The organism is Mucilaginibacter sp. CAU 1740, from assembly GCF_039839285.1.
GTDB lineage: Bacteria > Bacteroidota > Bacteroidia > Sphingobacteriales > Sphingobacteriaceae > Mucilaginibacter.
Window position 1 is genome coordinate 92113 of record NZ_JBDOQS010000010.1, and the last position, 23025, is coordinate 115137.

General features: G+C 42.5%; 22 protein-coding genes and 3 tRNA genes. 10 read left to right on the top strand and 15 right to left on the bottom strand.

Annotated features, from left to right (window positions below; all coding sequences use genetic code 11):
• Window positions 1–536 precede the first annotated feature (536 nt).
• A complete protein-coding gene (locus AAFN85_RS20860) occupies window positions 537–2108 on the bottom strand; it encodes a TROVE domain-containing protein (protein WP_347529549.1) in 1572 nt (523 codons plus the stop codon).
• Between the two features lie 502 nt (window positions 2109–2610).
• Between AAFN85_RS20860 and AAFN85_RS20865 the strand changes: the two genes are divergently transcribed.
• The 7 genes from AAFN85_RS20865 (at window position 2611) to AAFN85_RS20895 (ending at window position 7896) form a co-directional block, all read left to right on the top strand.
• Window positions 2611–2684, top strand: a tRNA-Pro gene (locus AAFN85_RS20865).
• Window positions 2685–2697: 13 nt separating this feature from the next.
• Window positions 2698–2770: transfer RNA gene (locus AAFN85_RS20870), tRNA-Ile, on the top strand.
• Between the two features lie 7 nt (window positions 2771–2777).
• Window positions 2778–2851: transfer RNA gene (locus tag AAFN85_RS20875), tRNA-Cys, on the top strand.
• A gap of 775 nt (window positions 2852–3626) precedes the next feature.
• On the top strand, window positions 3627–6008 hold the full coding sequence (locus tag AAFN85_RS20880) for a TonB-dependent receptor (RefSeq protein ID WP_347529550.1): 2382 nt from the start codon (window positions 3627–3629) through the stop codon (window positions 6006–6008).
• A 73-nt stretch (window positions 6009–6081) separates the two neighbouring features.
• Window positions 6082–6327: a hypothetical protein gene (locus AAFN85_RS20885; protein ID WP_347529551.1), complete on the top strand. Its 246-nt coding sequence runs from the start codon at window positions 6082–6084 to the stop codon at window positions 6325–6327.
• On the top strand, window positions 6320–7567 hold the full coding sequence (locus AAFN85_RS20890; RefSeq protein ID WP_347529552.1) for a PepSY-associated TM helix domain-containing protein: 1248 nt from the start codon (window positions 6320–6322) through the stop codon (window positions 7565–7567). Before AAFN85_RS20885 ends, AAFN85_RS20890 begins: the two co-directional genes overlap by 8 nt.
• A 164-nt stretch (window positions 7568–7731) precedes the next feature.
• Window positions 7732–7896 (top strand): hypothetical protein, encoded by a 165-nt coding sequence (locus tag AAFN85_RS20895; RefSeq protein WP_347529553.1) that lies wholly within the window; start codon window positions 7732–7734, stop codon window positions 7894–7896.
• Between the two features lie 107 nt (window positions 7897–8003).
• On the opposite strand, the gene AAFN85_RS20900 is transcribed toward AAFN85_RS20895, so the two are convergent.
• From AAFN85_RS20900 to AAFN85_RS20935, 8 genes are all read right to left on the bottom strand, one after another.
• The gene (locus AAFN85_RS20900; RefSeq protein ID WP_347529554.1) at window positions 8004–8228 is read right to left on the bottom strand and encodes a DUF4287 domain-containing protein; all 225 of its coding nucleotides are present in this window, start codon (window positions 8226–8228) and stop codon (window positions 8004–8006) included.
• 43 nt (window positions 8229–8271) lie between these two features.
• Window positions 8272–9492 carry a multiheme c-type cytochrome gene (locus AAFN85_RS20905; RefSeq protein ID WP_347529555.1) on the bottom strand — a complete coding sequence of 407 codons (1221 nt, stop codon included), beginning with the start codon at window positions 9490–9492 and terminating at the stop codon, window positions 8272–8274.
• 161 nt (window positions 9493–9653) lie between these two features.
• A complete protein-coding gene (locus AAFN85_RS20910; RefSeq protein WP_347529556.1) occupies window positions 9654–10133 on the bottom strand; it encodes a nucleotidyltransferase in 480 nt (159 codons plus the stop codon).
• A gap of 3 nt (window positions 10134–10136) precedes the next feature.
• Window positions 10137–10301: a hypothetical protein gene (locus AAFN85_RS20915; protein WP_347529557.1), complete on the bottom strand. Its 165-nt coding sequence runs from the start codon at window positions 10299–10301 to the stop codon at window positions 10137–10139.
• A gap of 40 nt (window positions 10302–10341) precedes the next feature.
• The gene (locus AAFN85_RS20920; RefSeq protein ID WP_347529558.1) at window positions 10342–11133 is read right to left on the bottom strand and encodes an NIPSNAP family protein; all 792 of its coding nucleotides are present in this window, start codon (window positions 11131–11133) and stop codon (window positions 10342–10344) included.
• 125 nt (window positions 11134–11258) lie between these two features.
• Window positions 11259–11999 carry a DUF72 domain-containing protein gene (locus AAFN85_RS20925; protein ID WP_347529560.1) on the bottom strand — a complete coding sequence of 247 codons (741 nt, stop codon included), beginning with the start codon at window positions 11997–11999 and terminating at the stop codon, window positions 11259–11261.
• A gap of 5 nt (window positions 12000–12004) precedes the next feature.
• Window positions 12005–12346, bottom strand: coding sequence for a hypothetical protein (locus AAFN85_RS20930; protein ID WP_347529561.1), 342 nt, complete (start codon window positions 12344–12346; stop codon window positions 12005–12007).
• A 312-nt stretch (window positions 12347–12658) separates the two neighbouring features.
• Entirely contained in the window at window positions 12659–12814 is a 156-nt protein-coding gene (locus AAFN85_RS20935) for a lmo0937 family membrane protein (RefSeq protein ID WP_022832652.1), read from the bottom strand.
• A gap of 151 nt (window positions 12815–12965) precedes the next feature.
• Between AAFN85_RS20935 and AAFN85_RS20940 the strand changes: the two genes are divergently transcribed.
• Window positions 12966–13304 (top strand): hypothetical protein, encoded by a 339-nt coding sequence (locus tag AAFN85_RS20940; protein ID WP_347529562.1) that lies wholly within the window; start codon window positions 12966–12968, stop codon window positions 13302–13304.
• 197 nt (window positions 13305–13501) lie between these two features.
• On the opposite strand, the gene AAFN85_RS20945 is transcribed toward AAFN85_RS20940, so the two are convergent.
• The gene (locus AAFN85_RS20945) at window positions 13502–14629 is read right to left on the bottom strand and encodes a glycoside hydrolase family 76 protein (protein WP_347529563.1); all 1128 of its coding nucleotides are present in this window, start codon (window positions 14627–14629) and stop codon (window positions 13502–13504) included.
• 583 nt (window positions 14630–15212) lie between these two features.
• Between AAFN85_RS20945 and AAFN85_RS20950 the strand changes: the two genes are divergently transcribed.
• Both AAFN85_RS20950 and AAFN85_RS20955 read left to right on the top strand, forming a co-directional pair.
• Window positions 15213–16436, top strand: a complete 1224-nt coding sequence (locus AAFN85_RS20950) for a hypothetical protein (protein WP_347529565.1) — start codon at window positions 15213–15215, stop codon at window positions 16434–16436.
• Window positions 16437–16543: 107 nt separating this feature from the next.
• Window positions 16544–17773 carry a hypothetical protein gene (locus tag AAFN85_RS20955; RefSeq protein ID WP_347529567.1) on the top strand — a complete coding sequence of 410 codons (1230 nt, stop codon included), beginning with the start codon at window positions 16544–16546 and terminating at the stop codon, window positions 17771–17773.
• A 384-nt stretch (window positions 17774–18157) separates the two neighbouring features.
• On the opposite strand, the gene AAFN85_RS20960 is transcribed toward AAFN85_RS20955, so the two are convergent.
• The 5 genes from AAFN85_RS20960 to AAFN85_RS20980 all read right to left on the bottom strand — a co-directional run bounded on the left by AAFN85_RS20960 (window position 18158) and on the right by AAFN85_RS20980 (window position 22819).
• Window positions 18158–18622: a hypothetical protein gene (locus tag AAFN85_RS20960; protein WP_347529568.1), complete on the bottom strand. Its 465-nt coding sequence runs from the start codon at window positions 18620–18622 to the stop codon at window positions 18158–18160.
• A gap of 259 nt (window positions 18623–18881) precedes the next feature.
• Window positions 18882–19799 carry a hypothetical protein gene (locus tag AAFN85_RS20965; RefSeq protein WP_347529569.1) on the bottom strand — a complete coding sequence of 306 codons (918 nt, stop codon included), beginning with the start codon at window positions 19797–19799 and terminating at the stop codon, window positions 18882–18884.
• A gap of 275 nt (window positions 19800–20074) precedes the next feature.
• Window positions 20075–20665: a Swt1 family HEPN domain-containing protein gene (locus AAFN85_RS20970; RefSeq protein ID WP_347529570.1), complete on the bottom strand. Its 591-nt coding sequence runs from the start codon at window positions 20663–20665 to the stop codon at window positions 20075–20077.
• Window positions 20658–21281, bottom strand: a complete 624-nt coding sequence (locus tag AAFN85_RS20975) for a DUF5343 domain-containing protein (RefSeq protein ID WP_347529571.1) — start codon at window positions 21279–21281, stop codon at window positions 20658–20660. The genes AAFN85_RS20970 and AAFN85_RS20975 overlap by 8 nt, the downstream gene beginning before the upstream one ends.
• A gap of 83 nt (window positions 21282–21364) precedes the next feature.
• Window positions 21365–22819, bottom strand: a complete 1455-nt coding sequence (locus tag AAFN85_RS20980; protein ID WP_347529572.1) for an RtcB family protein — start codon at window positions 22817–22819, stop codon at window positions 21365–21367.
• Between the last annotated feature and the right edge of the window lie 206 nt (window positions 22820–23025).

Genomic DNA, 23025 nt, shown 5'->3' on the forward strand with positions numbered 1-23025 from the left:
ATAAGTGCGTGCTTTCTCTGCGTTCTAATCATCTAAACTACCCTTTCGGGGCCGGAATCAAACCGGCGTTACAGTAAGGATCGAAGTAACACTTATAAACGACACCTTCTTTATATAAAGAGCAAAGGCGGAAAGGGTCTTTAATTGGGGGCTTGCAAGCGAGGACTCGAACCTCCATCACGGCTTGCGCCACAATGCCCTCCCCTTGGTCTGTCGCGAAGTAACCCTTACCTACGGCATCTTTATTTTTTAACAGGAGGGATAAATCTCTCCGCATTTTATAAGTTTTAATATTTAAAAAAGAAGGGCAACAGGTTACAAGTGCGTGCTTACCCTGTGTTTAACCATCTCAACTACCCTTACGGGGCCGGACTCGAACCGGCGTTTCAGGCTTGGAATCGAAGTAACACTTGCATACGGCACCTTCTTTATAAAGAGCAACAGGCAGCCCGCGTTAATTTTCATTTTGAGCGAAGTAACGCCAGGCATACGGCATCTTTATTCCTTAAGTAGGGGAGGCCTTTTCCTCCCCATATTTATAAATCAATTTTGTTAATTAAATCCAACGCGGAGTTGCCTTTTTCAATAGCAGCCAGTACATCGAAAACTTTATCGCTCCAGCCGGCAATCAGGTACACCTCATTATTCAGTAGCTGCAATGGCGTTTGACCATAGCCTGCCAAATCAAACAGGTAGAGTTTTGCTTTTGGCGCGATTGTTTGTTTGTATTGAACCCATAGCTGTTGGATATCATAGGCACCACTGTTGCTGTTCCACAATTGGCAGTCGGTAAATAGCATCACCTTATCCATTTGTACGCGACGGTCTAACAGATCCTGGATCACCAGGTTACCATTAGTGGCATAACCCACTTCACCTTCGCGGCGATAAAATTCCTGCACGTTGCCTAATATGTTATGGCGTGGTACAGCAATGGTTTTCCAGTAGTTACCAAACATACCCACTTCCACATTGTTGCAACGCGATTGCAGCAGCATAGCCAGCATCAGGCCGATATCGTACAGTAACACTTTCGAGTTTGCCGAGATCGGTTTCTGCATTGAGCCCGAAACGTCGCAAGCCAACAGCACGCGGGTATTTTCGTCAAAGCCTCGGATATTAGCAGCGCTCGCCTGTACCGCTTTTTCCAAAGCATCGAGCAGTTCGCCGGTATAGCCTTTGTTGCCTGTTATGGCTGCTTTTGCTGCCCTTGCTATGTTTTGCACAGCGTTAGTTGGTGTTATCAGCTCGCGGTAAGCAGCCAGGTAACGGAATGGGAACTGTTTGGCTTTCGCCACCTGCTCGCCATCGCTTAGCGTTGCGCACACTTTTTTAAAGTGGGCATAGCTTACGCCGGCTTCCTGTATGTTACGCAGGTTACGTAATAAAGCCATGTAGCCCACTTTACCGCTATCTATCAGTTCTTCCCACTTGGCGCGGAACGCGATAGACTTAGCTTCAACGCTATCGAAATTTAGTTGACCTAAAGCCGATAGCTCAGTTTCCCATGTATAAGGTGTTTGCAAGTTGTTAGCTACTATTTTGTTAAATATCAGCTGTTGCAGATCATCCTTGGCACGTGGGTGCACCAGGAACAAGGCATCGCGCAGTTTAACAGCGCCATCGCGGTTATATTTAGCAAACTGGTACTCATCAAAGCGGTTAAACGCCAGCGATAAACCTTTTTGCATCTGTTTTGATAAGCGGTTTAACTTTTTAGTACCCTTACGCTGGTTCAGCACCTGATAACAGGCCAGCAATTCGGTAATTTCATCCGCACGACCAACCACGCCATCCGTAACCCGGGCAACCAGATCGTCGCCCGAGTGTAGCTTAGCCAATTCAGTAGCCAGCACCAGCGGTACCGAACGCATATACATTTTAGTACGGGCATACACCGCCAGCTTACCCACAAATACCGGGTTGCATTTCGCTATCAAGGTGCGCAGGCGTTCCATACGTGCTTCATCTTTTTCATAAAAGGTATCGTTTAAGCTCCAGGTTACTACCGTGGTGTATAGTTCCATCTCAGCGCTCATTTTAAATGCTTTAGCGCCTTCATAATTAGTAACGATGGTTTTTACTTTGCTTAACAGGTTGAATTTCATTTTAAACCTCCTTTGTTTGTTTTGATGATACAAAGGTTAGAAGCTACTGCGCAGTGTATTTGCGTAGTGAAAAATTATTTGAAATTTTTTTAAAAAAGTTATCTGAACCGGGATTTGGGTTATTTACTTGGAGGTTGTTTGTATATATAAGCCGTCATTGCGAGGTACGAAGCAATCCCCGAGAGGCAGAGGGGCTTGTAGGTTCGCTCTGTAAAGTCGGGGATTGCTTCGTACCTCGCAATGACGCTTCTGAAAATAATTAAAATTAGATTGTTCCTTAGCGCTCGAATCGTTCCTCAATTTGGTTCAAAAAAAATATTTTTAATAAATATTTTTTAATTTAAATATTGTTTGTATAATTGCATCATGAAAGCAACAATATATATACAGTGTCCATCACCCATACCGATTTATCGGAGGAGATAGCTATGTATATATAGTAAGTATATAACACATCTGAAAAATCCTCTTAGATAAAAACTAAGGGGATTTTTTGCGTTTTAGGGTAGTATATCAATTGGTCAGATTACCACATTTGGGATGTGGAGGCTCCCGGTTCGAGTCCGGGTTACCCTACTGATTTATAGCTGGAAATGTAGCTCAATGGTTAGAGCAGCACCCTTATACGGTGTCGGTTAAAGGTTCAAGTCCTTTTATTTCCACACACAAGGCCGGTTGCCCGAGTGGTTCAAGGGAGTCCTCTGCAAAAGGAATGTTCGCAAGTTCGAATCTTGTACCGGCCTCTTTTTTTTTATTGTGGGAGATTATCTCCTTATCGGGGCATTTTGCTTGTTGGTATAGCTTAAAGTTATGCCGGTGTTAGTTGTGTTTAATATTATTAAATAATATTAATATTGGATTTTATTGCCTATTTTTTTAGTTATTTTTTGATATACTTGCCTCGTAAGTATTGAATAGCTCATTTTGTCTGAACCCGAATTTGTTGAATTTAAGGAATGGGCAGGATGCCAGGCAAATGTTTAAAAAACTGCTATATGTCCGAGCGTCATTGCGAGGTACGAAGCAATCCCCAAGAGACAGAGCAGCTATAAAGATCCGCCCTGTACAGTCGGGGATTGCTTCGTGCCTCGCAATGACGGTTTTGGTAGGGCTTCTAAACAATTTCAACAAATTCTAATAATTTCCCCAAATTCAAGTTTTGACAAAATCTCGCTTTATGCAAAATGTTTAATGGTAATAACTAAGCTTATTGATACTCAATAGCTTGTTGTTTTTATTTGGATTTATTCTAAATAAAAACGTTCTTTGCCGCAGATGCTTATTGCCAATCCAATATGAATTTGTTGTTTGATATGCCATTTAGTGGGTTGATTATCGGTTTAAGATGGATAACGGGACCTGATGGAATGCGGAGAGGAAGGGGAGAGGTGATACAGCTGTTAAAATTATCAGCAAACCCTCAAATAAATTAAAAATACCCCGGTGCATGGTCGCCAAACTTAACACCGGGTAATGTTAACAGATCCTTCAATCTTAATTAATCATTTAAACAAAACTATGAATTCTACCCGACTATGCAGTCAAACTTCTACCTCTAATCCTTCCTCCAAAAGTAACATTTACAATACCTTAAAATGGCTGGGCTGTTTATTGCTCTGTCTTGTTTTTAACGCGGGCTTTGCCCAAACCCCACACGGTACTATTAAAGGAAAAGTAAAAACATCCGACGGCGAACCCGGCGAGTTTGTAAACATCGCCCTGAAAGGTACCAACAAAGGCACCCACGCCGGTAATAACGGCACTTATACTATAAACAATGTAACGCCAGGTACTTATACTTTGGTTGCAAGCTATATAGGCCTTGTTACTCAAACACAAACTGTTGAGGTTAAAGCGGGAGAAACCACCGAGGTTAACTTCACCCTTACCGAAAATAACCAACAGCTACAGGAAGTGGTGGTTACATCGGGCAAACGTATCAATAAATTTAACCGCCAGCAAAGTGATGATGTTGCCAAACTGCCTATTAAAAACCTCGAAAATCCGCAGGTATATAATGTGGTGACCAGCGAATTGCTTAAAGATCAGTTGAATATTAATATCTCGCAGGCATTATCTAACGTGCCGGGTGCTATCCCTTCTATTGATCCTGCCGGTGGTACAAGTATCACTTTGCGAGGTTTTACTGCCGAGATAGCTGCCCGTAACGGTATCCAGTTCATCGCGGCCGGTCGTTCATCTGTCGATCCGGTGAATGTTGATCACTTTGAAGTTTTGAAAGGCCCATCGGCTACTTTGTTTGGTAATACTGTTTCATCATATGGCGGTGCCATCAATATGGTAACCAAAAAACCGACCGAAGAAACCAAAGGAGAGATCACCTACTCGGCAGGCAGCTGGGGTTTGAACCGCGTTACTGCTGATGTTAATTCGCCGCTTAACAAAGAGAAAACAGTACTGTTCCGCATTAACGCGGCTGTAAACAAACAGCAAAGCTACCTGGTAAATGGCCATAACAACACGTTTACCATCGATCCAAGCCTGCTTTATAAAGTGAACGACCGCTTGACCTTATCGGCCGATCTGGAAATTTATCATGAAGATCTCACCCGCACGCCTTACCTGCGTTTCCCGGGTTTGAATATCACTAACGTAAACCAAATCCCGCTTGATTACCGCGCATCATTATACAGCGACGATTTCAATGCGGTTACCAATACCTTCCGTTCATACTTCGAGGCCAAATACAAGATCAGCGATAACTGGACATCGCAAACCAATATTTCGGTAAATAACGAAAAAGTATCGCGCAGCTACCAGGCTTACCCGGTATTTATCAGCCCTACGCAGGTTGAGCGTGGCGCGTCGTTATTTGGCCCTATTACTACCATCAATACTGATATTCAGCACAACCTGAGGGGTGATTTCAAGATCGGTTCAGTACGCAACCGCCTGGTATGGGGACTTGATTATGTACATACCACCAGCGATTTTACTTATGCTGATGCCGTGGTTGATACCATCGATATCACCAAAACCTATAGCCCGGTTACAAGATTGCGCGCCGATAAGGCCCTTGCTTCAGGTTTTACAGGCCTCTACCCATCTGAATACAATCAATACGCTACCTACGCTTCAGACCTGATAAATATTACCGACAGGTTAATGACCCTGGTAAGTTTACGTGTTGACAGGTATCAACTTAAAGGCGATGGCGGTTACAGCCAAACCTCGCTTACCCCTAAACTGGGTTTAATTTATCAGCCGGTTAAAGATCAGGTATCCATTTTTGGTAACTACATGAGCGGCTTCACCAACAACGGCCCAACTGTACAGCCAAACGGTACCCGTGTGGTGTTGAAACCAGAGCATGCTTTTCAGTGGGAGGGTGGTGTTAAAGTAAGCACAGCCAATAACAGGCTTTCGGCTACGGTAAGCTACTACAATATTGATGTACGCGATGCCTTGCGCTATGATAATGCCAACTACACCTACCAGGATGGTAAACAAAAAAGTAAAGGCGTTGAGGTAAGCCTTACGGCTAACCCGGTAGAAGGTTTGAACCTTTTGGCTGGCTACGTTTACAATAAAAACCAATACATCCGCGCCACCGAGGGTGAGGGTAAAGATGTTACCGGTACGCCAAGAAACGTAGCTAACTTTTGGGGTAGCTACAAATTCCAATCGGGATCTGTGCTGCAGGATTTTGGATTTGGCGTAGGAGGTAACTATGCGCAAAAAAGCTATTACAACCTCGAGAACACCATTGTGATACCATCATTTGTACTGGTTAACGCTACGGTGTTTTATGAGCAGCCTAAATGGCGTGTGGGGGTTGCTGCCAATAATATCGGCAACAAAAAATACTGGTCGCCGTCGTTTACGGCTAATCCGCAGCCTTTGCGTCAATTTATCGCATCGGTATCGTTTAAATTTTAACCTATATCATAAGCCGGCAGTGGGCGTTTGTTCGCTGCCGGTGTTTTTATTAACCCTGAATAGTACACCTGTTATGTATGATCAGAACAACCAATTAAAGCTAAGGCCCATATCGCAGGTAATTTTACAATACCTGATGGATCACCGCGACCCGGTAGATGCCGAAACCATTTGGCTTGATGTGAAAGCCGGAGGTGCACCAGTGAGTATAGGCTCGGTGTATGGGCATTTAAAAAGGCTTACTGATGAGGGTATTATTATACAGGTGCCAAAAATTGACAGGAAAGCGTTGTACCAATACATATCATCAAATGTTTAAAAAGATAGCTGGTAAAATCCACTTATGGCTCGGTTTTGCATCGGGTCTTGTTTTAGTATTAAGCCTGCTGCCTGCCGCTATTTTTGTGTTCCAGGTTGAGCTTACCAATTGGTGGCATCATGATACGGTATTTGCTGATAAGATAAATAAGCAGCCCCTGCCGATTTCTGTACTTTTGAAACAGGCGCAGATAGCTTCGGGTAAAGATCAGCCCCTGAGCGGGATCCAGCTAAAAAATGATGCTGATAAAAATTACGCGTTCAGCGCTTATCGCCAGGCAAAAAAGCCGGGTATCACTTTCTTCTCCGAGTATGAATATGGTAAGGAAGTTTACATAAACCCTTACACAGGCAAGGCTCAGGGCGAGATCAATTTTAAAACCAACTGGATTTACCTGTGCCGGGTAATGCACCAGCAAATGTTGTTGAGGTATGATATAGGGCATTGGTTTATCGGGGTGTCTTCGCTCATTATTATCGTGTCGTTGATATCCGGCGTGGTACTTTGGTTCCCGAAAAATAAAGCAGGGTTTAAACAACGTTTCACTATTAAGTGGGATGCCCGCTGGCGACGAAAGAATTATGATATCCATAACGTTGGCGGTTTTTATTCGTTTATGCTGATATTTATATTGGCTGCTACCGGCCTTGTATGGAGTTTTAACTGGTGGGCAACCGGGTTGTACAGCCTGGTTGGCGGCTTGCCTAAAACCGAGCAGGTGCAAAAAGTAAAACCAACGCCGGTAACACAATCTGGCAAAGATCCGCTGGATATAGCTTTTGCCGATGTGCTCACTAAACGCAAAAACTGGACAGAACTTTATATCAACCTTCCCGAAACCATTAACGAAGATCACCAGGAACACACCATAGCCTTCTACCTAAGTTTTAATGATCATAGTGGCTGGGACGAAGGTGACAGCTACGAGTATGACCCTAAAACCGGCGTATTAAAACAGCAAACCCGCCAGGAGTTTAAAAACACTGCTGAAAAGTTGCAGAACTCTATCTACGGCATCCATACGGGCAGTATTTACGGGATGCCTACCAAAATATTGGTGTTTTTAGGCACGCTATTTTGCGCTTCATTACCAATAACAGGTTTTATTATTTGGTGGGGTAGAAGGAAGAAGAAGAAGAAGCCGGTTGTTAAAAGTAAAACCACAAACAGCAATGTTAAGCCTGCTGCCGTTAATGCCAAACCGGGTTATGTGCCGCGGAGGGTAGTGGTACAGAAATAAGCTTTGGTCTACTTTATTTCGTCGTAAAATTTCGAAATATGGTGGGGAAGTTTGATTTTGTTTTGTGTTAAGTTGTTGATAGTTAGTATTTTGATTGTTTGGCAAATGATTGGTTATAGGTGGTTCAATTAAATGAAGCATCAAACCAAAAGCATCTGCCAAACATGGAAACGTTAAATACCACAAGGATAACCATAACCAATATTTATAAAACGTGCTTTAGTTCAAAAAGCAAGCTTACCTCCAGGCAAAAAATTAACCTTTTAAAAGGCGATCTGCTGGCGTTGTATCTTATTGCGATAAGATTGTATTATGTGGTGTATAATTGAAAGGGGAGGAATGCATACTGGTTGCCGTGGAGACACGGCAACGGCGAGTAAAAATTTTTCTACCATCCCCCCGGTTGGGCTGTCTTCACGCCAACGTGCCGCAGCGTTTACTCGCTATTTTCGTTCTTAATACCTTTCAGCAAGGCGTAAATAGCCATCGCGTGGCCATGCCCTAACTCAAAATCATCCTTTAACCATTTGGTAATATCACCGGCTTTGGCAGTTAGTTCGCCGCTTTTAGTAAATCCTTTTTCTTCGGCCAGCTGCCTGAAATCGGCTGGGCCCTTGCCGGTTTTTTCTTTAATGGTTTTTAAATATCCCTGGAATGACATGCGGTTTGTTATTTGTCATTGATGTTATCAATATCGGTAAAAATTAAACCCCTTTTTTGCCTTTTATCAACTCAACTATTTTCTGCGTTTCTTCGGGATAAATGCCGATGTAGTGGCTGCGCACCATGTAAGGCACTTTCACCTTGCTCTCTGCCGATTCAAGCCTGATCACGTTCGAGGCCTTGTTAGGCATATGGCAATCAATGCAATACTTACCGATCACGGTACCTAATTGTGGTGCCATTTTGCAAAAGTTATGGCTGGCCTCGCTGTGGCAGCTTAAGCATTTCTGGGTGTATATGGCCATACTTTGTTTGGCATTGCTATGCGGGTTGTGGCAGTTGCCGCAATCCATTTTGCTCATGGTGTAGCATTTGCTGGCTATCAACAAATCGTATTGATTCCCGTGCACATCGGGCATGTTGCCGGTGCCGGGGATAACGCGGGGCTGGGTGCGGTCTTTTACTAAAGTATCGCCCATTTCAAACTCGAAGGATGAGCGTTGCGGAATATTTTTATTACCCGAATGGCAAACCGCGCAGGCATCCATTTTTTGCGTACGCGAGAGGGACACATAAGTAGCTATGTATTTAGCTTTTTTATCATCCGGATTATCGGTATGGTAGTTAACATGGTTAGCGGCAGGGCCGTGGCAGCGTTCGCAATCGATACCATAAACCATCGATGCTTTATCGAAACCAAATTCACCTTTTTCGGGCGGAAGTTCTTTAACAAACGAGCTGTGACATTCCAGGCACTTGCGCAAAATTGGGCGACCGAAATTCATCCTATCAGGCAAATAGCCGGGGCTGTTGGCCCAATTGTGCAGTGCTTCAAAATAAGATACCGGAAGTTCATACAACATTTTGCTTTTCCAGTACATATAGGTTTGTGCCTTGCCATTGCCTATGGCTACATCAAAAGGTTCGGCTTCGGTTTTGTTGCCGTTAATGTAACCTACCTGGTACAGGCTGTCGTTATGTTTTTCCATCACGATTTTTTGCCCCATGCCAAAACTGAAACTGTTGGAATCTTTAGCGAAACTACCCCTGATATTTTGTTCGGTGGCCAGTTGCGAGGTTTGGAAATGGGCCGTGTGCAGGTATGATGTATAAACATCGCTATGGCATTTTTTGCAACTTTCGGAGCCGGCGTACACCTCACCCCGCGGATCGGCATAGGTGCTTGTATAGCATTGTGTTAAAATAAAGCTAAAAGGTATAAGGGCAAGTAGAACTAAAAAAAGGTATCTTTTTTTGAGCATTGTTTACGGTTATATGGCTGGTTATAAATTGGTTTGGATATTCGCAAGACCACGAAAAATCCAATTACAATTTAAAGCAATATTTAGATAATGCAAACAAGAAAAAATGGGAGTAGTGGTGATGTAGGGGAGGGAATTGGGATGTTAGATTTCGGATTTAGTTATTGATCCTCTCGTAACCTGCTTATTTGTTCAAGTGCCAATACGTCAAGTTGATCCTTAGGGCGATTGATCACTTTCTTATTTAATATTAACTGATTAATGTGGAGAAACGGAACATTGACATTTTCAATCTCCGCGATTGACGCCATTTGCAAACACTCATCGAAAGTATAATTCTCAAGGCCTTTCATTTCTGTGAGAATATCTAACTGAAGGCTGTTGTTTAAATGAAATTCCGTCCAACCGGGAACAAATTGCATGTATTCTATCATTGGATAGTCGCCCATTTCACAACTCACAAATGTTTTGCGCAATTGTTTTCTATTGTCGAGTGTGTCTTTTATCCAGATATCAAGATCTCCTGTAAAGCGCTGGTAACCATGAAGGTTGATGGCATAGCCGCCAATCATGATGTACTGAACATTATTTTCCTGTAGTGCTCTCCAGAAGTTTAATATCTCTTCATCAAAAACGTCCACAGGTTACTTGCTGATAAATGGTTTGTGTGTAATGGTAGCTTTACTCATGGTTTGTTGAACTTTGTACAAACGGGTGGCCATTTCAAAACGTTCTTTATAGCTGCGCTTAAGTCCTTCTTTTAAAAGTTCTATTTCGGCAGGGCTAAATGTTTGCTTTTCTTTTTCCATTACGCGATCAATTCAAATTTACAAAAAATGCATCCCACAATCAAATCTGCGAATAATCTGTAGGCACCAGCATAGTCGATGTTATTTTATTCACCAACAACGCATCAGCGTATTCAGGTACTGCGCTTATTTTTTTCCATTGAGGGTCGGATACGAACGCTTTCCAGTGGGCGGCTTTGGCATCCATATCATCAAAGGTAACCATATAGGTAAGGTTTGGTCTTTGGTTGCCGATCACCGTTTCGCCCCAAAATACCGGTGCGAAGCCGAGGCGTTTAAAAATATCTATCTCGCCCTGGTTGTTAAACATTTCTATCTTCTTTTTACCGGCGGCCTCGCTTGCGCTTTGGTATTGACGGAGTTCGAAAACGCGGGTTTTCTTTTCCGGAGCCTCAAGGTGGGGCATATGAGTAAAAGCTTTCATTAACGAACTTGCAATGCGCTCATAAGCTGGTGCTGTGGCCGGCGCGTTGAGGTACAGCGAAGCCTTGGTTTGATATGCCTGATCTTTTTCGAGGGCATCGGCAACGCTGCTGTAGTGGGCCAGGCTGTTGTATTGTACAAGTATATATAGTTGAGTTTGCCCGGTCGGGTTCATTTCAGTAAACACGCCTACGTGTTTTACGCCGAGGTGGTTCATGGCCGGGATGGCGGCATCTTTCCAATAATCTTCCACCAGTTTTTGCTGAATGCCGTTTGTTAGGCTGTACACCCTTAATTCATAGTATTCGGCAGTGGTGGCTGGGGCTTCTGTGGCTTGGCTCATGGCTGGTAGTATGCTTGCGGTTACACCGGTTAATACGGATGATTTGATGAACGAACGGCGTTTCATAGCGTGTTTGCTGGTTTGTTGATTGTACTAAGATACTTTTAATGTAGTGAAATGGACAAGTTTAAAATTTATGGAAAAAAGGAGGTTGTAGAATCACCACGCAATAACTTGGATCTATTTTATACCTATGATACCAAATTGTTCAGCGTAAGCAGATTTGGCAATGCATCGCCCAGTGTATTATTAAAATACGCATAAACAGTTTTGCCGTCCTCTTGCCACTCGTTAATATAGCTTGCATATTCAGCTAATACCTCATCGGGATAGCTGCCCCGGTAACCGCCTTCCGGTCCGTGAAACCTGATGTAAACAAAATCAGTCCATGGTTCAATAATTGGTGTTGCCGAGGCTTTCATATCATGTGTAACCATCGCCATGTTATATTGCTGCAACAGATGATGAGTAATATCGTTATACCACGATTTATGCCTGAACTCGACAGCGATATGCCATACCATTTCAGGATCATGCCCACGGATCTCAGCCAATAAAACTTCTAACTGCCGATGATCGTCAAAACGGGTACCGGGCGGTAATTGGACTAATAAACAACCTTTTTTATTGCAATGATCAATCACTTCAAAAAAACGTTGTATGTCGGCTGGTTTAAAAGCGAGGTTTTTATTATGGGTGATGTCCTTCCAGAGTTTAAAGGTGAATCTGAAGCCGGTAGGAACTTCTTCTCCCCACCGCGCTACCGTTTTACCCAAGGGGATTTTGTAAAAAGTGCTGTTCACTTCCAGGCTGTTAAAAAGCGAGCCGTAGTAACTAAGTCTGCTTTTATCCTGGTAAGCCGCCGGAAAGGCCGATTTATTGGGCACCGGCAGTACAATATTGCTGGTGCCCGAATAATAAGAACCTCGCATGCAAGTTACGACAAGCCGGTTAAGCCTTCACCCGCATCAGTCGACCCATCGTTTGCTTCGGTTATTTTGCTGAGGTTATATTGCATCTGCCCGTTATGCTCTTCGCCTTTCAGCAGGCCTTTATCATACAGATCGGCCAGAACGGTTTTGGTGATCGCCTTCAACTGATCGTCGGTTATGCCGGGTTGCAGGGTTTCCAACTCGGTAATCACATCGGCAGCGGAGCCTTCGCCAAGCTGTGCCAAAGCGAAAACTATTTTATTTTGCTGTGTATCCTGTACCTCGAAATGGGCAGGAATGTATAACGGTTTATATTCTTCTCGAAATTCATCATCAGTTAGTGCCATGGTAATATGTTTTTATAGGTGTAATAAATTTAACAAGTGGAATGTTAAACAGTTTGTCTGAACCGGGATTTCGACCGTTGATTTGTTTTATTACGCTGATTTTTTCTGAACCGTGATTTTTAGGATTAAAGGATTTTTTAGGATTTTGCTTAGCATTCTGTATGTTCCTTAATTCCATAAATTCGGGTTCAGACAAAATCATCCTGACAATCACTTAATCCTATAAATCATGGTTCAGACAAAAATCAACAATAAACGCGGACTCACCGGTCCGCGTTCGCTATTATATTACAATGTTATAGTATCGGCTGGTTAAACAGTTGATGGACTGCGGATAATGCCCAGTAAAAAGGATATTACCGCTATTACCAATAATGTATGGATTAAACCTGTTGCCGAGTAGGCAAATACGCTGATCGCCCAGCCTATAATGAGGATAACGGCGATGATATACAATAATGATCTCATGGTAGTATATATTTAGTTTGTTATGAGATGTATTGTAAAAACCGTGCCAGTGTTTGAAGTTATGGTAAAATATTATTGTTTAAGTAAATAAATTAAATATTTGGTTATTGTGGCATAACGCTTGCTATATCTGCCGGTAAACCATGTTTTTATGAAACCATTTTTTGTTACAGTAGCCTACAACCTGCACCTGGCTATTTTGCCCGAAACAGAACTGCGCATGGATGGGCACCCGATAATAACCTACTCATATAGCATTTTTAAGCGTGTTAAATCGGCGCTGAACATAAAACCTGCCGCTGCCGAAATACGCCGCTTGTTTAAAAAGAACAACAATCCCGATTACTTAGGTCATATTAACTATGAAGAACCCGGAGTTGTGTTTAATTATATTACCGATGGCGAAGATACCCTTACCCGCAGGGAAGTAGAGCAGGTGATTGACGAAATAAACAGGTACAGGGAATCGCCGGCAATGTGGGATGTATAAAAGTTCGGGGTTTAGGCACGCAAAGGCGCTAAGACGCAAAGTTTTTTTGTGGATGGTTGTTGAGTTAAGTATGCCAAGGAGCCAAGGCACGAGGTTTTTGTGAAAGTTCAATATATAAAGTAAGCAAAGGCGCAAAAACGCCAGATTTTTTCTTTGCGTTTTTGCGCCTTTGCGCCTTTGCGTGAAATATTAAACCCTTACTTAGTTGGCGGCACCAACTGCATAAAGGTTACAATAGTGCTGGCCTCGTACGATTGGATATCGCCGGTTGGCGTACTTACCGCATAGTTGCGATAGGTAAGGTTGCGCGAATCTCGGTTGCCCCAGCCGGTGTTAACGTTGGTTTGGATCCAGCTTAAGTACTGGCTTTGGCCACCATCATTAATCAACTGCATTATATATTGTGCAAAAATGGCTTTCAGCACACCTTGCTCGTTAAAATCGCCTTCGGCAGGGAGGATCTGGTTGGTGCACATGCTGTTTTTTACATAATCGGCATATAGCTTGGCATCGGTAAGGTAACTGGCATCGTTGGTTTGCTTGTACAAAGCCATAGCCGCGCCTATTGCCGTACCCGAATTATAGGTATAATCTTGACCGCCTGCAGGGTTGCTGCCAATTTTATTATCGTTCACTTTTCCCGAAGCATCTACCAAATTAGTTTTCGACCAGCTATAGATCGATTTGGCCTTGTCCAGGTACGAGGCGTCTTTAGTAATGGCATACAATTTCATAGCCGCGATAACCGTAGGAAAATTAATGCACGAGTTTTTGCCGCTGTGCTGAAAATCCCAGAACATGCCGCCGCCGGCCGGGTCATATGATCCTTTCCACACCCTCTCGAAACCAGATTTAGCTTTTTCAAGGTAGGTGGTGTTGCCGGTAAGCTGGTTTGCGCGGGCAAGGGCTATCACCCACCACATCATATCATCATAAATAAACCAAACCGTGGTGTTATCCCAATTGTAGCCATCGTAATGGTTGTAATTGCCCTGGTAAATATCGCCAATGCGGGTAAGCTGGGCCGGGGTTTTGGTACGCTCGTACACGTTCATGGCCATATCCCAGTAAATGGCCTGCGTCCAGATGGCGGCTACGCCGTCTTTTTTAGTGGTGCTGAAGTATAGTTTGTTATTAGTATCGTAAAAAGCGTTGTTGAAAGCGGTGTAAGCCAGGTCGGCATCGGAGCTGCTAAAGCCGGGTGTGTCGTTGGGTTTGGCAGGATCGGTTTTTACGGGCGTTGCCGGGGTAACCTCTTTGCCTTTGCTACAGCTTGCTATTGTAATGAACAGGCCGAGCGCTAATGTGTAGCACGTTTTTTTCATAATTAATAAATGTAGGTTGGTATAATAGGTTTTATTTGGGCAGATAAAGTAGAAGGCTTTATTTTCTTAATTATTGGTTAATGTTTATTGGTAAGGCAATGATAGTGCAAAAAGTAAAACGCTGTATATGTTTTAACCCGCAAAAAGTTGTTAACCCTAATTTTAACCGGGTTTTTAACCGGGAAGGCGGAATGTTTTGTAAACATCCTTAAGATAGAATGACTATAATAAAAGAAATAAATATAGGGTGAAAGTACTTGCCGACATATACTTTATCGTTCGCGAAACCGACTCTTACGTGTGTATTTAGGGTTAAGCAAAAATGAACAAAAATGAATGTAACAGGAATGTTGCAATTGATGCTTTTTGTATTAAATTAGATTATTCAAAAAATGGGCACTCGCCCATTGATTTGTGATAAGGTTTAGGTTTTAAAGCCCCATGCAGCGAGTGCTATGGGGCTTTTATTTTTTTAGCCGTGCTGATACCTTCGGGTGTATAAGTTTTACAACTTTAATGAATAAAATAAACAACAGATGCGCGGTATAATGCCTTTAACTTTAAGGCAAACCACTACCGTATCATGTTAAAACATCCAGCCGTAAACCTTACTTTCGCGTTCGCCTTTATTTGCATACTCACCATTTTATCATCCTGCAAAAAAGGTAATCAAACTCCCCAAATAGATATTTGCGAGGGACAACCCGTTTTTAATTGGAGTAAGGTGTCCATCGTATCCGATGGTTTCGATCGGTATTCTAACTATGCTTTAGCCGCCGATAATATGGGAAACGTTTACGTGGCTGCCACCATTCAGGGTACTGTTGATGCCGACCCCGGCGAGGCCGTGTTAAACTTTACCGGGCCTGCGGTGGTGGTACAAAAGCTAAATGCTACCGGCAAACTGGTTTGGGCAAAAAGGGTAGGTATCCCGGTGCAACAATCAAAGGTTGATACCATGGTGTTAATTGTTGATGCCTATCGTAACGCTTATTTAAACGTAAGCTACGGTAACATCAATCGTACTACAAAATTTAACGAAGCCGGTGATGTGGTTAACGGTGCCGATTTTCAATATGGTATCCATACCCTGCTGGCCGTTGATAATACCGGCGCTCAATACCAGATAGAGTACGGTAACATGTTGGTAAAGCGTATGGGTAACACCTATTTAATGAACAAGCGGTTAATGCAAGGGCCTAATAATACGATAATAACAGATATACAAATTACCGATCGTGGCAATATTTATATCCTTGGCGTTACTGATAATAAGGAGATGGATTTTGACCCCGGTAAGGAAACGCACATGGAATTTACCGAACCGCTCACCGACGAAAAATTTCTGGCCTTTTATGTGCAGAAACTGGATGCCAAAGGCAATTTTTTATGGGTTAAACAGGTTGGGCGCGAAGGTGTTTGGGGCAAAACACTTCATATGCTGGTTGATAAAAATGAAAATGTATATATCAACAGGTATGACCTAAGCAGCTGGCAATATAATTTTTTGCGTCGTATTGCTAACGATGGCAGTTTTAGGTGGGAAAAACGGGTGATCAGGAACGGATCGGTAGTACTTGATTCACAAAGTAATATTTATGTAGATGGCTATTTACAATGGGAACGGTATAATATTAGTGGTGACTTAACCTGGAATACCTTTGCCGATGCCGCTTACAAAGGTGACCAAATAGCCACTGCCGATGGGCGCAGCATGTACTCGCTTTATCCTGAAATGGAACAGCCTTTTAAGCTCAATACTAAGGTAACAATCCACATCCGGAGGTTTGAATTTTGCGGTCGTTAAACTGGTCGATTCATAAGTTTTATAAGGTTTTACAACTTTAATGAATAAAATAAATAGCAAATGCGCGGTATAATGCTTTTAACTTTAAGGCAAACCACTACCGCATCATGCCAAAATCATCAACCTTAAGCCTTAAAACAGCAATCACGCTTATCTGTGCCTGTAGTATTTTATCCACCTGTAAAAAAGATAAGCAAAACCCTGAAACCGACCCGTGTGACAGTCAGCCTGTTTTTCAGTGGAATAAAACTGTGATGATAACCGATGGGAGAGAAGCGAATTTTCACTACGCCGTAGCGGTTGATAAAACAGGCAATATTTATGTAGCATCAGAAGTAAAAGGAACTGTTGACGCCGATCCCGGAGATGGCGTGTTAAACCTTACAGGGCCAGGTGTGGTGCTCCAAAAGCTAAGCAGTGAGGGTAAACTGATCTGGGCTAAAGAGGTAGATAAACCTGTATTTAATTTTGATATCGACGGGATCTCGTTGGTTTTCGATTATCAGCAAAATATTTATCTCCATACCGAATACTCAACTTCGCCATATTCCTTAGGGCGTAATGTAAGGTTTAATGATAAGGGCGAAATTACCAATGGCGATGATCATCAGTACGGGGATTTTTTCCTGGCTGTTGATAAAGATGGGAACAGGTATGATATAGGCTTTGAAAACAGGCTGACCATAATGAACGGCAATACCCTTTTGGCCGAAAAAAGTACCGTAGATGGCGGAGGCTTTTACTCGGGCATTATTGATTTGAAGATTAGCCCCAATGGTAACATTTATCTGCTTGGCAGAATAACGGATAAGGATGCCAACTTCAACCCAACTAATGAGGCTCATATTAAACTTACCGAACAGCCTACCGATGCCAAACCGGCCATTTTTTACCTGCAAAAGCTTGATGCTAAAACCAATTTTTTATGGGTTACACAGGTTGGTATAGGCGAGTATGCAGGCCCCTTAGGTCTGCTTATAGACAACAACGACAATGTGTACGTAAATACTTTTAACCAGGACGACTGGCGGTACAACACCCTGCGTAAAATAGCTAACACCGGTACCTTGGCTTGGAAAAAGCAGGTGATCAGGAATGGATCGATGGCGTTTGATGGGGATAATAATATTTATTTGGATGGATACCTGCAATGGGAACGGTATAATGCCATGGGCGATCTTACCTGGAGCACCCTTGCCGATGCATCCTACAATGGCCACCTGATAGCCACAGGCGATGGTAAAAATATGTATTCACTTTTCCCCGAACCTGTGGCTTCGTCTAACTACACTAAAGCTACCATCCAGCTCAGAAAATATACATTTTGCGGGAGGTAGCAGCCCGGTAGGTATGAAGATTTGATGAATGTTTGTAACGGGAAAGTTGCAGTTTTTAAAAGTATTGCTATCTTAGTTGCATAAATAGTGAGCGCCTTGCTCACGATTTGTGATAAGGTTTAGGTTTAACTCCCCACGCAGCGAGTGCTGTGGGGAGTTTATTTTTTTAGGGGGATTTGGGCTTCAGAAATTTGCCTGGCCTTATCAGGTGTTTAGGCACACGAGATGGTAAATGTGTTCTGTTAAGGCTGAAGATTTTAGGCGCGCAAAGACGCTAAGCCGCAAAGTTATTTTTGTGAATGGTGAGGGTTTTAAGAACACGAAGTGGCTAAGGCGCTTAGATTCGCAAACTTTCTCTTTTGAACATCATCTATACGTTAAACATCAATGTGTTTTGCTTTTTGCGGATGATGTTAGGCTTTTTAATTTTTTGGTCGATTGGGCATTAGCTAACCTGGCGTTCGCTATTACGGTATCGAGTTGTTTGTATTGTGCCGAACCGTAATTGAATGTGCCGGTTATAGGGCATTTGCCATTGGGGCACATAGTCCAGTTTAATTCTGTAATGGTTTTGTTTTTATCATAACAAATTACCATGAAAGCATCGCGTAGTTCGGCTTTAAAATTAACTTTTTGTGGCTTGTCGGGTTTGCTTTTGAGTTTAGATAGTTTAACCACAAACAGTTGCTGAGATAGCAGTACTTCGCGCTGTTTTGTTGAGTTTGGGACTGAATCTGTACTAAGTTTATGGCTTGTTAATGCCTGGGTGTTGTGTTTGTTGCCGATTAAAAACGCAACGGTAATGATCAATACCCACAGTAGGCGGTTTGCTTTTGGTTTAGGTTTCATGGTGATATAGTTTACGCCATGAAAATAGGGGATAGTTTAGGGATTTGCAAGTGCAGAATTGGTGGTTCGAAGATTTGGGTTCGCAAAGGTGCAACGGTTTTTGTGAACGCTGAATATTTTTGAGCACGCAAAGGCGCTAAGGCGCAAAGTTTTTTTGTGAAAGGCGAAGATTTTAAGAATGCTAAGGTGCAAAGTTTCTTATTGTTGTAAGTTTTTTTCTGACGAGATGGTGTTCAATAGCAATTTCTACTACTCATCTCTATTGTCGTCCTCGTACCCATCCAAGACTAAATTTGTTTTTAAGCCCCCAATTCTTATAACCGTAAATAGTACCCAAAACAACAATAGCCATTACCAATACCTGCCAGTAAAAATACTGGTACGATGGGTTATGCAATACCATTGGCAGTAACGACATCGCGTACGCCGGAACCAGCTTAAGCTTTATCACGCGCAGCATCAACGTTATGGCAATAATATCAAACAGCGCCACCAAAAGCAGGTTGCCTAAAAAATACAGGCCCGTAATACCTATAGCCGCAGCCAAAAACAGGGCGGTCACCTGCTTATAAAACATGGTAAAAGAGTATTCGGGTTTGTGTATCGATTCAAAGCCTACCACCAAAACAGGAGGGATGGCAGCGATATACATCCATTTGTTTTGGGCACAGATCAGTATCCAAACTGATATAAAACTTAAGTAAAGGATATTGTCTTTTGGTTTCCGTTTTAGGCTTGGCGGCATTTGCGGTACTTTATGTTCAATGTACATAAATGCTACCAGTAACAAGGTAAGCGCGAGTATGGAGTAAATAAAATAAACCGAAGTAACGTTTGTTATAACAGGCAGCAAACCGGTAGCCAGCGCCGGAGCCAGCGAGCTTTTAAAGGTAAGGAGCGTTAATAACACAAAAGCTATAGCCAGTATCAGCTTTGCAGGCAGGGGCAGGGCCGTTTGGTTGATGAGAAAGCCACCGATAGCTGTAATAGAAGGCAAAAGAAAAATATGAAAAGGCTTAGCCAGCCAGCCGGGATGCTCGTAAACAAGGCAACCCATAGCCAGGGCCGCCATCTCCGGTAATATGATCTCCTTATTATTAAGCATCAGGGAGGTGCCTATCATTATAAATATCAAAGCGTAGCCTAATACGCTTTTAAGTGGCAATATTTTTTTCATCGCATCGAAAATTAAAACTAAATAGGGTTGCGCAGGTCATTAGCTCTTAAAACTTATAAAGGGCTGACATTTGTTCTTTTTAAGAACAGATTACCCTATTCATCTTTTATTTTTTCGGGCGAAAGTAATTGATTATTGCCAGTAGACTGTGGTACTTTTTAAGTGTATTGTGGTATAAATTAAAGATTGTTTAAGTGGTTTATAAGTTGAGAGGCTTTGCATGTGATTCAGGTACACGCGACACGCGTACACCAATGGAAGATTAAGATAGATAGTCATTCCATTAATCGAAACCAATCTTTTACGGTTATTTCAAGTCTCACAACTTCATCTGCGGCTAATGGACAACAGTGAGCAATTGGGCCTCTAAGTAAATTTAAACTAGTCATTATTTTTTGGAAAGCTCTTGGATTTTTAAATAAATCTGTAAAGGCTTCCCAATTGGAAGTGACTATCTGGCTCAGTTCTCCAAATGTTGTGTAATCAATTTTTAATTCTGATCTTTGAGTATAGCCAGATTCTTCTTCTCTCTTGATATTTGTATCAACATTTTTTCTAATTTCTAAATTAACTTTTTCTTCCCACCATTTTTCTCCGTTTTTCTCAAACATAAGTTGAACCACTAAACTGCGAATTGATCTTTCAAGGCAATAAAAAACTTCATAATGCTCTGCCATCTCCTTCGCCTCTTCTCGAAGTTTTGCTTCAAATTGAAGATAATAATCTTTACGTTTTGCTTCGATTTGAGCTCCTCGCTCTAAATCGATACCGAGATTTTTTTCAACCTTATCTAAGTTGTTTTCAGTTAGTGAGTTAGCTAAAGCAAACAGCTTTATTTTCGATTCGATGCTATTAATGTTATTCATTTAATAAATTTTCTTTTAAGGATTTGAAAATTGCGTTATAAATGGCTGGATCGTCGGTTTTAGGCAACACTAGATTTATTGTATAGTTTAATCCCAAACTGAGCGTTTTATCAACTTTTTCATGCCTCTCTTTTGGACCTTTGGGGAGCTCTACAGGCTCTTCATCAGATTTTGACTTAATAGGGTTGGATTCAAAATCAGCAAGAGTTTTCGCATTAAAAAAAGTGGCTACTATCGAATCAACTTTTGTAGAATCGTGAGAGTCCCCTGTTGCTTCCATAACTAAAGCTTTAAATGATTTTCTGTCCAAGTCGTGACAATATTCATTTCTAGAATATAATTCGGCATACCCAATTTTTAATGCCTTAGCCAAACTTATTGCAGATGTAGTAGGATTTCTAAATTGTTTATATAGAGGTGTTGGAACGCCATCCTGCGTTAATAGTCCGGTCTTTTTTGCCCAAGAAATAAATCTCATGTAATTTCCACCATTAAAGCCAAGTTTTGTCTTTAAAAAATCTTGACTAAATGATTCTGGGGTCTGTGCTTCTTTAACTTTCTCTAAAATCTTTACAATTGATCCCGGTATTGAAAGATAAGGTATTTCCGCTGCCATATAGTTTTGTTTATTTGATGAAATATTAAATTTATAGATATTATTAGAATTTAAATAGTTCGTTTGAAAAGTTTGGATCTTATTTAATCCTCCGGCTTCTCCTTTGCATCAGCCATCCTCACAATCCTCGGCTGAAAGCTGGCCAGTACATCAACCAACTCTTGCTGGGCGGCCATAACGGTATGGATATCCTTATAAACCATTGGCGCTTCGTCAAGGTCGCTTCCTACAAGGGTTATTTTCTTGTTTAGCAGCTCGACATCCACCAGGTCGCGTTTAATGGTTTTGAAGGCGGCTGTTCGGCTCATTAATCGGCCTGCACCGTGCGAGGCCGAATTAATAGAAGCTGTTGCGCCTTTACCGCGCACTATAAAGCCGGGTGTGCTCATACTTCCGGGAATGATCCCTAATACACCTTCGCCGGCCGGGGTGGCACCTTTACGGTGTACCATTACATCGGTTCCATCGGCAAGTTGCTCTTTCCAGGCAAAGTTGTGGTGGTTTTCAATCATGGCCACCGGTTTAAGGTTAAGGGCACGGGCAATTTTATTATGGATCTCGTGGTGGTTGGCGCTGGCGTAATCGCCGGCCAGATTCATGGCAATCCAGTATTCCTGACCTTCGTCGTTATCTAAATTAAGCCATGCCAAGTGCTTAGCCTCCTGCGGAAGCCTGGTTTTGCTCATGGCAATTTTTGAATAATGATCGGCAATATTACCCCCAAAACCGCGAGAGCCCGAGTGCGAAAGCAATGCCAGGTAGCTACCGGCCGGTACGCCTTTCAGCATGTTATCGGCTACAGTAAGTTCGCCCCATTCAACAAAATGGTTGCCGGTACCCGAGGTACCTAACTGGGCGTAAGCCTTATCCTTCAGGTTACGGATCACCTTGGTTTCGCTCCATGTGGCGCGGTCAAATAGCGAGCTATCGAAATGGTTTTTAGTAACACCGCCTATCCCAAAATGGGTATGGTTAAGCAGCAGGCCTTTAAGCATATCGGTCTCGGTATCAACCGTAGTGGCTGGCATATCAAAAATACTCAGGCACATACGGCAGGCAATATCCACCCCAACCGCGAAGGGGATAATGGTATTAGCCGTAGTGGCCAGCACGCCGCCAATAGGCAACCCGTAGCCATGGTGCGCATCGGGCATTAAAGCGCCTGCTACCGCTATTGGGAGACTAACAGCGGTTTTCATCTGCGCCAAGGCCCCAGCCTCAATATGCTCAATACCGTAAACCGGGAAATCGGCGATCTCCTTTTTCAGGGCGAAGGTAGTACGGGGTTGTTTCAGAAACTTGCCTTCCTTACGCAGATCGATCACCGCCTCGGCAAGGTTTTTAAACTTGTCGCCTTTGTTAAAGGTATAAGGCATTGGGTCGTCAATAAGCGCTTCGAGGTTAGCCAGAATTTCTTGTTTATCCATCACGCCGTGTTTTAACAGTCCGTTAGCTACGCGGCTAAAGCTTTCCATTATTTTATTATCGTTTACACCTAAGGCGGTGAGTTCGTTGTTGCTGATCTTTATCTTTTCCATAATTCAAGCTTTTCTAAATCTCCCCGTCGCCACTCGACGGGGAGGTTTCTTTTGTTTGCTCTCCAGACCATATTGGCCTGATTGATGATACAAATTAAAATACCATCTGCGCAATGTATTTGCGTAGTGAAAAATATTTTTATAATATTATCGAAAAAAAAGTCTGAACCGGAATTTGGGGGAATGAAGGAATTACCAGAATGCTA

Bases quoted from the DNA above. Each gene is read 5' to 3' on its own strand.
- AAFN85_RS20860 (WP_347529549.1), bottom strand. From the start codon at position 2,108: ATGAAATTCAACCTGTTAAGCAAAGTAAAAACCATCGTTACTAATTAT.
- AAFN85_RS20880 (WP_347529550.1), top strand. From the start codon at position 3,627: ATGAATTCTACCCGACTATGCAGTCAAACTTCTACCTCTAATCCTTCC.
- AAFN85_RS20885 (WP_347529551.1), top strand. From the start codon at position 6,082: ATGTATGATCAGAACAACCAATTAAAGCTAAGGCCCATATCGCAGGTA.
- AAFN85_RS20890 (WP_347529552.1), top strand. From the start codon at position 6,320: ATGTTTAAAAAGATAGCTGGTAAAATCCACTTATGGCTCGGTTTTGCA.
- AAFN85_RS20895 (WP_347529553.1), top strand. From the start codon at position 7,732: ATGGAAACGTTAAATACCACAAGGATAACCATAACCAATATTTATAAA.
- AAFN85_RS20900 (WP_347529554.1), bottom strand. From the start codon at position 8,228: ATGTCATTCCAGGGATATTTAAAAACCATTAAAGAAAAAACCGGCAAG.
- AAFN85_RS20905 (WP_347529555.1), bottom strand. From the start codon at position 9,492: ATGCTCAAAAAAAGATACCTTTTTTTAGTTCTACTTGCCCTTATACCT.
- AAFN85_RS20915 (WP_347529557.1), bottom strand. From the start codon at position 10,301: ATGGAAAAAGAAAAGCAAACATTTAGCCCTGCCGAAATAGAACTTTTA.
- AAFN85_RS20920 (WP_347529558.1), bottom strand. From the start codon at position 11,133: ATGAAACGCCGTTCGTTCATCAAATCATCCGTATTAACCGGTGTAACC.
- AAFN85_RS20925 (WP_347529560.1), bottom strand. From the start codon at position 11,999: ATGCGAGGTTCTTATTATTCGGGCACCAGCAATATTGTACTGCCGGTG.
- AAFN85_RS20930 (WP_347529561.1), bottom strand. From the start codon at position 12,346: ATGGCACTAACTGATGATGAATTTCGAGAAGAATATAAACCGTTATAC.
- AAFN85_RS20935 (WP_022832652.1), bottom strand. From the start codon at position 12,814: ATGAGATCATTATTGTATATCATCGCCGTTATCCTCATTATAGGCTGG.
- AAFN85_RS20940 (WP_347529562.1), top strand. From the start codon at position 12,966: ATGAAACCATTTTTTGTTACAGTAGCCTACAACCTGCACCTGGCTATT.
- AAFN85_RS20945 (WP_347529563.1), bottom strand. From the start codon at position 14,629: ATGAAAAAAACGTGCTACACATTAGCGCTCGGCCTGTTCATTACAATA.
- AAFN85_RS20950 (WP_347529565.1), top strand. From the start codon at position 15,213: ATGTTAAAACATCCAGCCGTAAACCTTACTTTCGCGTTCGCCTTTATT.
- AAFN85_RS20955 (WP_347529567.1), top strand. From the start codon at position 16,544: ATGCCAAAATCATCAACCTTAAGCCTTAAAACAGCAATCACGCTTATC.
- AAFN85_RS20960 (WP_347529568.1), bottom strand. From the start codon at position 18,622: ATGAAACCTAAACCAAAAGCAAACCGCCTACTGTGGGTATTGATCATT.
- AAFN85_RS20965 (WP_347529569.1), bottom strand. From the start codon at position 19,799: ATGAAAAAAATATTGCCACTTAAAAGCGTATTAGGCTACGCTTTGATA.
- AAFN85_RS20970 (WP_347529570.1), bottom strand. From the start codon at position 20,665: ATGAATAACATTAATAGCATCGAATCGAAAATAAAGCTGTTTGCTTTA.
- AAFN85_RS20975 (WP_347529571.1), bottom strand. From the start codon at position 21,281: ATGGCAGCGGAAATACCTTATCTTTCAATACCGGGATCAATTGTAAAG.
- AAFN85_RS20980 (WP_347529572.1), bottom strand. From the start codon at position 22,819: ATGGAAAAGATAAAGATCAGCAACAACGAACTCACCGCCTTAGGTGTA.